9 protein-coding genes are annotated in these 12,705 nt (G+C 57.0%); 4 read left to right on the plus strand and 5 right to left on the minus strand.

Features of this window, described 5'->3' with window-relative positions; genetic code table 11:
• Positions 1-53: 53 nt before the first annotated feature.
• Positions 54-3,809 (minus strand): phospholipase effector Tle1 domain-containing protein, encoded by a 3,756-nt coding sequence (locus ACLPGZ_RS18065; RefSeq protein ID WP_429641795.1) that lies wholly within the window; start codon positions 3,807-3,809, stop codon positions 54-56.
• Positions 3,810-3,906: 97 nt separating this feature from the next.
• Between ACLPGZ_RS18065 and ACLPGZ_RS18070 the strand changes: the two genes are divergently transcribed.
• From ACLPGZ_RS18070 to ACLPGZ_RS18080, 3 genes are all read left to right on the plus strand, one after another.
• Complete coding sequence (locus ACLPGZ_RS18070; RefSeq protein ID WP_009463576.1) at positions 3,907-4,254, plus strand: DUF1840 domain-containing protein; 348 nt, start codon at positions 3,907-3,909, stop codon at positions 4,252-4,254.
• An 86-nt stretch (positions 4,255-4,340) separates the two neighbouring features.
• Complete coding sequence (locus tag ACLPGZ_RS18075) at positions 4,341-4,661, plus strand: hypothetical protein (protein ID WP_009463574.1); 321 nt, start codon at positions 4,341-4,343, stop codon at positions 4,659-4,661.
• Between the two features lie 134 nt (positions 4,662-4,795).
• The gene (locus ACLPGZ_RS18080) at positions 4,796-5,560 is read left to right on the plus strand and encodes a YwqG family protein (protein WP_239054973.1); all 765 of its coding nucleotides are present in this window, start codon (positions 4,796-4,798) and stop codon (positions 5,558-5,560) included.
• A 387-nt stretch (positions 5,561-5,947) separates the two neighbouring features.
• Here ACLPGZ_RS18080 and leuA read toward each other — a convergent pair whose 3' ends face one another.
• The 3 genes from leuA to ACLPGZ_RS18095 all read right to left on the minus strand — a co-directional run bounded on the left by leuA (position 5,948) and on the right by ACLPGZ_RS18095 (position 8,527).
• Positions 5,948-7,642, minus strand: a complete 1,695-nt coding sequence (gene leuA / locus ACLPGZ_RS18085) for a 2-isopropylmalate synthase (protein ID WP_035269943.1) — start codon at positions 7,640-7,642, stop codon at positions 5,948-5,950.
• 138 nt (positions 7,643-7,780) lie between these two features.
• A complete protein-coding gene (locus ACLPGZ_RS18090; RefSeq protein WP_155624357.1) occupies positions 7,781-7,933 on the minus strand; it encodes a hypothetical protein in 153 nt (50 codons plus the stop codon).
• Between the two features lie 39 nt (positions 7,934-7,972).
• Positions 7,973-8,527: a hypothetical protein gene (locus ACLPGZ_RS18095; protein WP_009460264.1), complete on the minus strand. Its 555-nt coding sequence runs from the start codon at positions 8,525-8,527 to the stop codon at positions 7,973-7,975.
• Between the two features lie 16 nt (positions 8,528-8,543).
• Between ACLPGZ_RS18095 and rpoN the strand changes: the two genes are divergently transcribed.
• Entirely contained in the window at positions 8,544-9,929 is a 1,386-nt protein-coding gene (gene rpoN, locus ACLPGZ_RS18100; protein WP_115634785.1) for an RNA polymerase factor sigma-54, read from the plus strand.
• A 184-nt stretch (positions 9,930-10,113) separates the two neighbouring features.
• Here the strand turns inward: rpoN and ACLPGZ_RS18105 are convergent, their stop codons facing one another.
• Entirely contained in the window at positions 10,114-12,240 is a 2,127-nt protein-coding gene (locus tag ACLPGZ_RS18105) for a TonB-dependent receptor (protein ID WP_060186555.1), read from the minus strand.
• Between the last annotated feature and the right edge of the window lie 465 nt (positions 12,241-12,705).

A 12,705-nucleotide genomic window follows, 5' to 3' on the forward strand; every position in this document is an offset into this window, starting at 1 on the left:
ATTGGCCCGCCGGATAGCCCCACATGATAGCGTGATTTGACGCCAAATTCTTTTCAAGAAGCCTGGCGCTCCCATCCCAGGTGGTTATGTAACCACGTATCGTAAGCGTCCATGTCTACCCAACCCACTTGATTTCCGGGACGGATGCGCCAGCTGTTATGGCGTTTGATCACGGTTTCCATGGATTGTTGGGTAGCCTGCCCCAGACGTGGATGCAGGTCCTGATACATCAGGTTTCGACCCGCTCCGTGATAGTCCACACCCCGCAAACTGCCTTTCGTCAGTCGCAGCCCAGGCAGGCGCATGTCCAGTAATACAGGGTGAAGGACGCTAAGGTCTGTGTGCGCCAGTTCCGCCAGCGTCAGACCCGTCGCCCTGGCCTGCCAATGCATCCAGGCCAGCGCTACCTTATCCAGATCGCTGATGGTTTCTTCGTTTTCATCAGGCAGCGCACCGCCGCCAATTTGGCTGTGCGCGCCGATAAAAGGCATTTCCACGGTGTTCATGGCCTCTGCCAGGGCGCTTAAAGGGAAGTAGGCGCGGTGTTCATGCATGGCGACGGCATGAGCAACCCAGCTCCAGGCGTCAGACACACCCAAGCGGTATTGGGAGTTGCTGCCGCCTCCCAGCCCGAACTGGGCCACGGTGTCGAACAGCCCTAGAAAACGGGGCGTGATGCAGGCACGGATGGCGCCGCGCTGCGGATCATTCAGCACAAACCAGCCCTGCTGCACGTGGTCCAGAATTCGATTGGAAAAGTCTCGTGCCAGTGCCGCTCCCCGAGAAAATCCCAGCAAGTCCACGGGTACAGCGCTAGGAGCCGGGCCTTGTTCCTGCATGCGATTCAGAAAATTGTTCCATTGCGACTCCAGAATCTGCCCTGCTCGCCAAGCAGTCAGTGCATCCCAGTTCAGGGTGACTGGATCACCCGGCCCTGCGGCGTAATGCACCGCCCCATCCTGATACAACTGCGACAGTTTCCACACATTGCTATTGGTAATAGGAGCCTGTCGTGTGCCATCAAAGGCGAACAGGAGCAGGCCGGTGGGATCAATATGACGCAAAGGCTGTTGCTGTGCGTAACCCACGGCCTGGGTCTGCGGCCATGGTCCTAGAGGGTCCGCTTCCAGATACTGCCCGTGATCGGGTAGATAGGTCCGCAAGAGATTGTCGTGCCAGCCGGTAGCCGATTCCGCGTACTGCCCCGGCAGGCGTAGGTTGAATTCCAGGGTTTCAAGCAAAGGTTCGGCCTGTCCTAAAGGGTTCAGGTCGGCAGCCCAAACCGGCTGGGTTTGCTGATCGCTAATCAGCCGCACAGCCCCCATCAAATCACTATGCAGGTAATACAGCTGCCCTTGTCCGTCTGGCTGATAAACAATCATGCCTATTGGTGTCAGCCCGGCATACAGATAGCGCCGGGAAATGAGCTGGCCGGGTGTAGCTGGTAAATCCAGCTCAGCCATTAATTGCTGGCCGTGAAAGAAGAAGGCACGCTCTTGATTGCCTTGCTGGCGCCAGATACGTTGGCCAAAGGCATCGTGCCGGTATTCGACCAGTGTGGAGCTTGCTGTTTGCACACGCTTCAAGCGACGGTTGGGGCCGTAGTCCAGATTCAGGTTTCCGACGGCTTTCGCCGTGCCGGAGGAGGAACGCTGAATGGAGGCGGCTGGCTTCGGGTGGCGTGCAGCAAGTTCGCCGTTGTGCCCCCAGGCCAGCCACTGTTCTGGTTCTGTCTTGTCCTGACGGAAAGCGATGAGCCGGTTTTGGGCGTCGTAGTGCAACAGCCAATGACGGGTTTGCTGTAGCAGCGGGTATTGATGACGATCCTCCAGTACCCTGCCTTGGTCATCCAGACGGCGGGCTTGTGTCCAGGCAGGTTTGCCATCCGGCTGCAAAAGCATCAAATCCACCGCTTGCCCGGTGCTGTTCGCATGGCTGATCAGTTGAAGGCCATTGCCCCAGGCATAGCCCACCTCTTGTGCGTGGATCACGGTCTGGCTTTGCCCGGTTTGCTTGATCCACTCCAGAGACAGCAATCGTCCGCTTTTGTCCCAGTGATAGCGTAGCTGGCCACCTTCCGGCAGGGTGTGCCGCGTCAGCTTGCGCTGCTCGTCGTACTCAAAGCGCTCGGTCCAGCGTTGGCCGGGACTATGGCGGCGTTCCAAACGGCGCTCTTGTAGTAAACCGGCCCGCAATTTGAGCCATTGCGTTTCTGTGGGATGACGAATACGCAGCGCGCCAGGCCCGAGCCAGTCCAGCTCACTGCGTTCAGTGTCCTGACCTTGCTGATGTTCAAGACTGCTCAGGCGTCCCTGTTGGTCGTACTGAATTTGGAGCGCGCCTCCTTCGGCATATTCGAGGTACGTCAGTTTGCCATTCGGGTTCCAGCGCCGTGTTTCGCTTCCATGCTGGCTGGTTGCCCAGCTTTGCAAGCGCCCTTTTTCATCCAGCTCCAAACGTAATGCTCCCCAGCCGCCCTGCCTTTTCTCCAGTCGAGAGAGCGTTCCATTTGCCCGGCGTTGCGCTGTCCAAGGTCCGGCCTGCAACCAGCGCCCTTGCGGGTCATATTGCCACTCCGTGCTGTGGACCGGGCAGTCCCTACACAAGCGGCTTTCCAGTTTTTGTAGCCGCTGCAGGCCTTGATAGTCTCGGTAATGGAAGCGATGTCGCTCCGTACCTATGGACCATTCGCTCAGACCTGGCTCATAGCGTGCCGTCCAGTCTTGCTTGAAGGCGTGGGAGATCAACCTATTGACTCGGCCTTGGGCGTCGTACTCCCATTGTTGGATTGGCTGAGGGGCTTGCCCCGGTGCTTGCAGGCTGCTGCCACCCAAACGGTGCGACCAAGGTGTGGGGGCTGGATGATAGAGACGTTGCATGCCGTCCGGACGGCTGACGCTGGCCAGCCAGATTTGTTGATTCTGCTGTTCCAGAAGCAAGCGAAATGGCCCGGCCGGGGTTTTAATATTGATAGCCGTAGCCGTAGCCGTAGCCGTAGCCGTAGCCGTAGCCGTAGCCGTAGTTGCCTCCGTCGTCGCTGCTGCTACTGCGGCCGTTCCCGCTGCCCTTACCGCCCTTGTGACATGGGTCAGGGAACTGGTTTTAGTTTGGGATTGAACCTGTCCTGATGCCTGAACTTGAGTTTGGTTTTGTCCTGGTTCTTGGCCCTGCTCCGGCCCTGGTAGCGACACCGACTCCTGCGTTTGGCTTTTCCAGTCAAACACCAGCGCTTGGCCCAAATGATTACGGACAGTGTTAACCGCATACGCCTGCGGATGCGTGACCGCAAAACGTTCTATATCCAGCCACTGCTGAGTAGATATACGCACATGGATTAACCAGCCCTGCTCATCAAACCGCAGAATCAAACCATTCGGCCCTTGCCAGAACCAGCCCGAACTTTGCCGCTGTGCAGGTGGGTACAAGCGCGTTTGCCTTCCATCTGGCATGAACAAGGCATGGCCTTGCTGCCGCAATTGCAGGTCGTAATTCAAGGCCCAGCCAGTTTGCCCAAGTGTCGGCGTGGGGTTTCGCCCTTGCCCATTCCAATGGCGCTGCAATTGCAGCAAAGGCCAGGCCTGACTTAGCGGCAGGTCTGTATCACTTTGGTATTTTTGTCCGCTGAGCAAATCCACTGGATTGAGCAGACCCATATCCGTTGCGGGCTCGACCTGTTCTCCCAAGGCGGCCGCTGGTGCGCAGCGGGTGGAAGATGGAGGCAATGGGCATTCAAGCGAGCTTTGTGACCAGGCCAGGGACGGCAAGGTAGTCAAGAGCAAGATTAACCATGACAGAAACGCGGCAGGCATGAAGGACTCTCCAAGACGGGGAAAATCCTGCTATCTTGCAGGGGTGTGTATCCTGAAAGTCGAATCGGAAACACAAAGATCCATAAGGAGAAACCGTATGCTAGTCGTCTTTAAAAGCAAAGCCGCCGCCGATGTTCTGATGTTCTCTGAACATGCCATGCCTATTCTCCGGGCCGCGGGGCGTTCCTATCCTGATGGTTTGCCCGAGCGTGGCGTGTTCACGGCAGAGCAACTGTCCGAAGCTATTGGCAATATTGAGCGAGCGATCGGGCAGGACCGGGAAAACAAGCATTCGCCCCACGAGGACGAAGACGATGAAAAGGAACACCCGATTTCACAGGCCGTGAGTTTCAGCCAACGCGCCTATCCTTTGCTGGATATGTTGCGCCAGGCGAATAACACTGGCGTGCCGGTGATGTGGGAACCGGCTGATAGCTCCTGGTAGTCCCTGGAATGTCGGCCTGCCGACAATTTGGCAGGCCTTCTTTGCTTAAGCTCCAAAGTTGATCTATTTTTTTTCGGAGATCGTCTATGAGCGCTATGGTGCTTGTGATCTTTAGTCCTCGCCAGCACATAGAGCTGGTCACTCCTATACAAACCATTGATGCGGACAGCGGCAAGCAATCGCGTGATTGGTTTGATCGCACCTGGCAAGAGCTTGGCTGTGAACCCCTGCGGGCCAGCGGCAAAGTGCTGTTGCTAGACAAGATTATGGGCGTGGCCGATGCCCTGGGTTACACGCTGCTGTCGCAAGACGATGAGCGCGCCCAGGAATTTGCACGCCATTGCTTGCAAGCGGTGGGCTCCATGCAAGTTACTGTGGATTTGCCGGGTTTGGCGGTCACGTACTGATCTGCGGCAAGGCAAACGAAAACCGGCTCTTGGGCCGGTTTTTTTCTTTCTAATTCTTCGGCAAGGGTTGCCGTGTGTGCTGTGACACCCTTATCCTTGCCTGCACCATCTTTAACTTCTTCCTTCCCAGCGCCATGGATCTGAACACGCTAGAAAAGTACCTTGATGCCTCACCTGTGCTGCAAGCGCATAAACAGTATTTCCTGGACCTGGCGCAACCGGCGGTTGCCATCCGTTTGGGGAAAGGCCAGGGTCAGCCTTTGCAAAGCCGCTTTGGTGGCCAACCTATGGTTCCTCCAGGCTTTACTTGGCCCGAGCATCCGGACGGTGAATATTTATTTGTCGGCCAGATCAATTTTGCGGAGCTGCCGGAAGGACCGGACCGCCCAGCGAATTTGCCCACGAGCGGGCTGCTGTCGCTGTTTTACGGTATGGATCAGGAAGACGCCATTTTCTGGCGCGATGAGGACTATCTGAAGGCTTTTTACTGGCCGGACACCACTGATTTTCACGAGCTTCAGGCCCCTCATGACTGGGGTACAGCAAGTCGGGAAGTGCTGTTCGAAAACTGCATTGATATTCCTCGCCATGAAGAGCTGCGCAAGGATTGGCCAGTGGATATGGACGAGCTGTATGACTGGTTTGAGGAGCTGGAAGAAAGCGGCGACTTGCCGCGCGACTATCTGCTGGGTCGCCCCTCTTGGGACAGCCTGGGCTATGACCCTACGCCGACGCAGGACGAGTATCCCAGTCAGTCGCCATGGCGTTCACTGCTGACCTTGCAGTCCCATGATGAGTTGAACTGGTGCTGGCAGGATGGTGCCCGCTTGATGGCCTTTATTGAAGAGGACAAGCTGCGCTCCAAGGACTTCAGCCGTCTTCAAGTGGATTGCGGCTAAACAGGGGGCAAGCTCCGTGTGGTGAGATTGGCCGTTTAGAGGCATATTGGCACAGCCATCTTTACTGTGCCGCGAGCATTGGCTTTACGCTCTGGTGCCGAACAGCCGAACAGCCGAACAGCCGAACAGCCGAACAGCCGAACAGCCGAACAGCCGAACCAACCGGGCTAGTCAAACTGATCAGGTCCGGTCCGACCTGGCCGAGTCCGGCTTATCTACGGTGTGGGGCCACAATCTAATGGCCCGCCCACGAAAAACCCGCCTTGTGGGCGGGTTGCGGGCAGAGCGACGATAAGCCGGGCTGCGAAAGCGGGTCAGGCGCGGTTATGGTGAACCGGGCGGGCGCTTGGGTGGGATCACCACCCAAGTCGCGACATGAAGACGGTATTAAGCCGTGGTGGCTTCAGCTTCTTGCTGGGCGATGGTGTGGCGGTTGACCGCACTCAAGATCGCCAGGAAGGAGGAAGTCACGATGTCGGCGTGGATGCCCACACCAAAGCCCGATGGGCTGTCGCCGATACGCATTTCCACGTAAGCGGCAGCGCGGGTTTCAGCACCGGAACCGATGGCGTGCTCGTTGTAGTCCATGATCTTGATGGACAGATCCAAGGCATTCACAAAAGCAGAGATCGCACCTTCGCCCGAACCCTTCAGGGTGCGAACCTGGCCGTCGTGCTCCACATCCACTTCAATCGTGAATTGCTGGCCGCTGTCGGCGTGAGGCTGGCTGATGATGTTGTGCTTGAGCAGCTTGTAGTGCTTCTTGCAGTTCAGGTATTCGGATTCGAAAATGCCGTACACATCTGCAGGCGTCACTTCCTTGCCGGAAGAGTCGGTGACGCGCTGAATGGCGCGGCTGAATTCGATTTGCATGCGGCGTGGCAAGACCAGACCGTGCTCTTGTTCCAGCAAGTAGGACACACCGCCCTTGCCCGACTGGCTGTTGACGCGGATCACCGCATCGTAGCTGCGGCCCAGATCGGCCGGGTCGATAGGCAGGTAAGGGACTTCCCAGATTTCGTCGGCTTTTTGCTGGGCCAAACCCTTCTTGATGGCGTCCTGGTGGGAGCCGGAGAAAGCGGTAAAGACCAGATCGCCCGCGTAAGGGTGGCGTGGGTGCACGGGCAACTGGTTGCAGTACTCGGCGGTGCGACGCACTTCGTCGATGTCCGAGAAGTCCAGTTCAGGGTCCACGCCCTGGGTGTACAAGTTCAGGGCCAAGGTCACCAGGCAAACGTTGCCGGTGCGCTCGCCGCTACCGAACAAGCAGCCTTCGATACGGTCCGCGCCAGCCATCACAGCCAGTTCAGCGGCAGCGACCGCAGTGCCACGGTCGTTGTGCGGGTGCACGCTCAAGGTGACGTTGCTGCGCTGTTCCAGATTGTTGTGCATCCATTCGATCTGGTCGGCGTACATATTGGGCGTGGTGGCCTCAATGGTGGCGGGCAAGTTCAGGATGACACGTTCGTCAGCGGCTGGACCCCAGGCTTTCACGACGGCGTTGCACACCTCCAGAGCAAATTCGGGCTCGGTAGTGCTGAACACTTCGGGCGAGTATTCGTAACCCCATTGGGTTTGCGGATACTTGGCCACTTCGTTCTTGACCAAGCGTGTACCGGTCAAGGCAATTTCCTTGATCTCGTCCTTGCTCAAGTTGAAAACAATCTTGCGAAAGGCGGGGGCACAAGCGTTGTACAAGTGAATGATGGCGCGTTTGGCACCGGCAGCCGCTTCAGCCGTGCGCTTGATCAGGTCTTCGCGCGACTGCGTCAGGACGATAATGGTGACATCTTCAGGAATGCGGTTTTCGTCGATCAGCTTGCGAACGAAATCGAAGTCGGTCTGCGATGCGGATGGGAAACCGACCTCGATTTCCTTGAAACCGATTTTGACGAGTTGCTCGAAAAAGCGCAGTTTGCGAGCCACGTTCATGGGCTCGATCAGGGACTGATTGCCGTCACGCAAGTCCGTGCTCATCCAGATGGGCGCTTTGGTAATGCGCTTGGAAGGCCAGGTGCGTTCAGCGAAGTCGCGATCAAAGGCGACAAAAGGACGATACTTTTGAGAGGGGTTTTTCAGCATTGCCATGGGGATACCTGTCGGACAAAAAGTGTTGATTACTTCTTGCCGTCACCAGCGATTGCAGCATTTACGTAGGCCGGTGGCGGCACAAATGACGTAGATGTGGCTGAGTATTGGCTGCCGAACTGCCACGGGACACTAGGCCCGGCAACCGGACGCTAGTAGTAGCAGCTGGGATAGGCTGGAGGCAGGGGCCGAAGAACGGCCTTCACGCACGGAACGCGACAAGGCTGCTTCAGCGGCGGGGCTGAAACCTTGGCAGGCGTAGGAGAATTGGCGTGCGTGAGTCATGACCGTTAGTCAAACACAAAAAAAACAGGAAGGCAAGCTTTAGGCTTGTGGCTCGTGACGTTCGTAGTCGGCTTGCAGCAGGCGGCTTTGCTGCTCGGCCAGTTCGATTTTGCTAAAACGTCCGGAGCGCAACTCGCTATGGGCTCGTTGTAAATCGCCCACAGTCAACGGACTGCGCTGGTCGGGCCAGCACCACAAAATCACTTCACGGGCCGGACGGCTGAGTGATCGGGCCAGTTGAGCCACCGTGGACTCGTCGATAATGCGTTGCTGGTTGCGTCGCATGACCCCTTGTACGAAGCCATACAAAAGATAGGCAATAATGAGGGTTATGACGCCCACTACCGTCCACCAGAAAAACGGGTTGTATTGCTTGATCAGCGCCAGGTTTTGAATGCTCAAGGCCTGCAGGCCGGAGTAATCCAGGCCACGCCCAAAGCTGATAAGACGGTTGAGCAGGTCCCACCAGATAATGGCGACCACGATAGTGACTACGGTGCAGATAATAGTGGCCGTGGCGCACAGCTTGAACAGTGTGCTGCGCAGAGCCTGACTATCGTTGGCGGTGGGTGTCTGGGCGTTGTCAGTTTTCATGGAAACGATTGTACCTATGCTTACGCGTCAGTCACTAGATTTACGCCAGCAGCAAACGCTGGTTTTGACGCCGCAATTGCAACAGTCTATTAAAGTGTTGCAGCTATCGGGGGCCGAGCTTGAGCAGGAGTTGGCTCAAGCTTTGCTGGATAACCCCTTGCTGGAACGTCTGGACGTGCAGACGGATGTCGCCGCCGAGCCATTGCCCGAAGCCGCTTCGGGCGAGGCGGAATCCTCGTGGGCGAGCCTTGAGTTTCCCAAACATCAGGGAGATTCGGACGACCCTGACTGGACTCCCGAATCGGCCATTGCCCAGGACCTGGCGGCTTATTTAAGCGAGCAGCTGGGACTGTTGCGTTTGAGCGACCGTGACCGCGCTTTGGCCCAGTTATTGATCGATGAACTGGACGATAACGGCTACCTGCCCGTCTCGCTGGAAGAGGTGCTGGACTGCCTGCCCGACGAGCTGGACATTGATGAAAGTGACTTGCGCTGTGCGCTGGCCCAGGTGCAGTCCCTGGACCCGGCCGGTGTCGGTGCGCGGGATCTGGCCGAGTGCCTGGACTTGCAACTGATGCAACAGGCTCAGCAATTGGAACCTGCCTTGCTCGACTGCGCCCGCTATCTGGTGCGCGAGCATGTCGGCATTCTGGCCTCTCCCAGTCAGTTGCGTCAGCGCTGTGCCGGCCGCTATTCGGCCGAGCTGGTCGAGCGCGCCCATCATCTGGTCTTGAAGCTGGACCCCAAGCCGGGGCGGGCCTGGACGCAAAACGTCTCGGCTTATGTGGTACCCGATGTGCTGTTGATTCGCGGCAAGGACAATTGGCAGGCGGCCTTGAATCCTCTGGCTGTGCCGCGCCTGCAATTAGTGAATCTGCACGATTATGAAATTGAAGCGCACCCTGCCTTGCTGGCAGAGCGCCAAAAAGCGACCGGCTTGCTGCGCAGCGTTAACAGCCGTTTCGTGACGATTTTGCGGGTGGCCCAAGCGATTGTGCAGATGCAGCAGGACTTTTTCACGCAAGGTGTGTCGGCTCTCAAACCCATGCAATTGGCCGATCTGGCAGCCGAGCTGGATTTGCACGAGTCCACGATTTCTCGTGCAACGCGGCAAAAGTACATGCAAACACCGCATGGGGTGATGGAGCTTAAACAGTTCTTTACCGTGGCCTTGGCCAGTGCTGATGGCAAGGCTGATCTGTCGGCGGCTTCGGTACGGGCACAGATCGCGCAGATGATTCGTGACGAGTCGCCAGCCAAGCCTTTGTCGGACCAGCAGATTACCGACCTCTTGCAGGCTCAGGGCCTGACTTTGGCGCGCCGTACGGTGGCGAAGTACCGGGAAGCGGAAGGTTTGGCACCGGCGTCACAACGCAAGATGCGGGCGGCGGCTGGCGTTTAGGGACGACACGCCATAGCAGCTCAAAGATGCTTGGTGGGCCCAGAGGCTCACCGTTTTAGCTAACAAGACCTGTCAAAACAAAAAAAACAGGGCCTGCATACACGCATGAACAGGCCCTGCAAAAGCGGAGTTAGACCCTGCCAGCCAGACGGAGAACTGGATGGCAGGGGGATCGCTGGTCTACTTAGAATTTCATGGTGGCTGAAGCCAGGAAGGTACGTGGCGAACCTTGGCCATTGCTCAAGGGCACGACCCAGTAGGCCTTATTACCCACGTTTTCCAGGCTGGCGCGCAAGGTCACTTCCTTGCCGGCAAAGCGCGTTTTGTAGCGCATGCCCAGGTCATAGGTGGTCACGCCTGGCATGTAGTAGCTGTTGCTGGCGTCGGCATATTGCTTGGACTGGCTGTGCAGGTTGGCATTCAAGGTCAGGCCCTGAACAAAAGGCGTATCCCATTCAATTCCGGCCTTGGCGACCCAGCGGGACAGGCCCACGGCCATACGCCCTTCGTTGCTCGGGTTGCTGGCCTTGCGAATCTTGGGGTCCAGGTAGGCAATACCACCGGTCAAACGCCAGTTCTCGGCAATTTGACCAAAGACCTGTACTTCAACCCCTCGGTTGCGCTGACGGCCGTCGTAGCTCAGGTTGGGCTTGCCGTTGAAACGTTCAGCGCTCTCGTAGCTATTGGGTTGGGTGATGTCGAACAGGGCCGCTGTCAGAGCGTAATCGCCGCTGTCGTACTTCATCCCGATTTCGTATTGACGTGTTTTCTGGGGCGCGAAGATCTGGCCTTCGTTGGCGTAGTCGTCACCGACGATCATTCCTTGTGTCAGACCCTCGGCATAGTTGGCGTACAGCATCCAGTCGTCACGCAATTGCCAGACACCGGCAATGGTGGGCGTCAGTGCATTCTTGCTGTAGTTGTCGCTCTTGCCGCTTTTGTCTTTGGTGCTGACCCACTGCTGGCGCAGGCCCAGCGTCAGCTGATATTTGCCATCCGCAAAAGACAGGGTATCGGCTAACGCTGCACTGTACAGATAGCTGACGTTAGGCGCACTTAGCCCATTCATGGGGACATAGGGACGAGCCGGGTAGTCTGGGTCGTAAATATTGATGGTCTCGGACCAGCCTTTGATGGACGTGTTGTCGCTGCGCGAGCTTTTGCGGTTCCAGTCCACTCCGGCGCTGATGGTGTGGTGCACGGAGCCGGTGTCGAAGTTGTAGAACAGGCCACTATTGGCGGCCAGGTTGTAGCCGGTATTGTTGCGACGGGTCGCAGCCAGTTTCAGGTCCCCTTGCTCATTCAGCAAGGTGCTGCCCTTGGTGTTGTAGTTGCTCATCTCGGACTTGCTGTAACCCGCAGAACCGTAGACGGCCAACTTGTCGTTGGCAGCCCAGTCTGCACGTACCAGTGCGGTGGTTTCACGCGTCAGGCCAGCCGCCCACGGTACGCCCAGCAAGACATTGCCTTTAGGTGGTGAGGGCAATGGGTTCTTGTCCAGCCCCTTGGCCAGACGCACGCCCCGGTTCAGACCGGAAATGTATTCTTCCAGGTGGTACAGGTCGGCAGACAGTTTGACTGTGCCCAGGCGATAGTCGGCCCCCAGAGAAATCAGCTTGTCGCGATTGGTGCGGTGGTCCACCACGCCCTCGCCGTCCTTGAATACGCCGTTCAAGCGCAGGCCCAATTCATTGGATTCCCCGAAACGGCGGCCCAGATCCAGATGCGTCCCGAATTGGGAAGGCTGGATGTAGGACAGGGTGACGTTGCTAATGGGATCATCCGTGGCGCGCTTGGACACCAGATTGATTGAGCCGCCCACATCATTGCTGGCATTCATGCCGTTCAGCACGGCAGAGGGGCCTTTGAGAATTTCTAAACGCTCTGCGATGGCCATCACGCGGCGGCCACTGGTCAAACCTTGCAAACCATTTAGAGACACGTCACCGGCACGGAAACCCCGTATATACATGGTGTCTTTGCCGCCCGTTCCACCTGCACCGGGAGTCTGCACGGAAGGGTCGTTCTTGCTGATAAGAATGCGCAGTTCCTGACCTTGCAGATCTTCGATGTAGTCGCTGGTGTAGTTGATGGTGCTAAATGGGGTGTTCATGACATCCCGGTTGCCCAGCAAACCCAGGTTGCCGCCGGTAGCGACATGATTGCCTTCATAAGCGGGCGGCAAGTCAATGTATTCGCTGGCTTTGACTTCAATGGTGGACAAAGATGTAACTGGGGGAGCATCGGAAGATTGAGCCCAACTGCTGCCCGCGCTGAGCAGGCTCAGGCCAATAAGATGAGAAATGCGCATGGATCTGTAAGTTAAATATAAATAAAAATGATTCTCATTAATGTTTCATTTGTAGCATTTGCTTGTAGGTGCTTCAAGCAGTTAGGCGCCTTTGTGATATAAAAAAGACCCTAAAAAACTTATGGGTATAAGTAGGCGGAGTAGTCGATTTCGCTCCGAAACTGCGCCGGAATCAGGGTTTCAGAGGGATTTTTGAGCAAAATAGAGGCCTCGTCTGACACGAGGGTGGGAGTGCGTCCCATGGAACAGTTTTGGCAAGAACAGGTGATCTTTGCTTGGCGAGGGGGAGGCAAGGGAGCGGTGATGGCTCCTGGCTAATAAGGGAGCGGCTCAAGAAATTCTTCTATTTGTGACTTGAACAGGCTTGAGCTGTGTTTCGATACTTGTCGACTGGGACTGGGACTGGGACTGGGACTGGGACTGGGACTGGGACTGGGACTGGGACTGGGACTGGGACTGGGACTG

It is taken from the genome of Alcaligenes sp. Me129 (assembly GCF_050487245.1).
Lineage (GTDB): Bacteria > Pseudomonadota > Gammaproteobacteria > Burkholderiales > Burkholderiaceae_B > Alcaligenes > Alcaligenes phenolicus.

Excerpts from the sequence above, each read along its gene's own strand:
- ACLPGZ_RS18095 (WP_009460264.1), bottom strand. The coding sequence starts at position 8,527 with ATGAAAACTGACAACGCCCAGACACCCACCGCCAACGATAGTCAGGCT.
- rpoN (WP_115634785.1), top strand. The coding sequence starts at position 8,544 with ATGCTTACGCGTCAGTCACTAGATTTACGCCAGCAGCAAACGCTGGTT.
- ACLPGZ_RS18070 (WP_009463576.1), top strand. The coding sequence starts at position 3,907 with ATGCTAGTCGTCTTTAAAAGCAAAGCCGCCGCCGATGTTCTGATGTTC.
- leuA (WP_035269943.1), bottom strand. The coding sequence starts at position 7,642 with ATGCTGAAAAACCCCTCTCAAAAGTATCGTCCTTTTGTCGCCTTTGAT.
- ACLPGZ_RS18090 (WP_155624357.1), bottom strand. The coding sequence starts at position 7,933 with ATGACTCACGCACGCCAATTCTCCTACGCCTGCCAAGGTTTCAGCCCC.
- ACLPGZ_RS18080 (WP_239054973.1), top strand. The coding sequence starts at position 4,796 with ATGGATCTGAACACGCTAGAAAAGTACCTTGATGCCTCACCTGTGCTG.
- ACLPGZ_RS18065 (WP_429641795.1), bottom strand. The coding sequence starts at position 3,809 with ATGCCTGCCGCGTTTCTGTCATGGTTAATCTTGCTCTTGACTACCTTG.
- ACLPGZ_RS18105 (WP_060186555.1), bottom strand. The coding sequence starts at position 12,240 with ATGCGCATTTCTCATCTTATTGGCCTGAGCCTGCTCAGCGCGGGCAGC.
- ACLPGZ_RS18075 (WP_009463574.1), top strand. The coding sequence starts at position 4,341 with ATGAGCGCTATGGTGCTTGTGATCTTTAGTCCTCGCCAGCACATAGAG.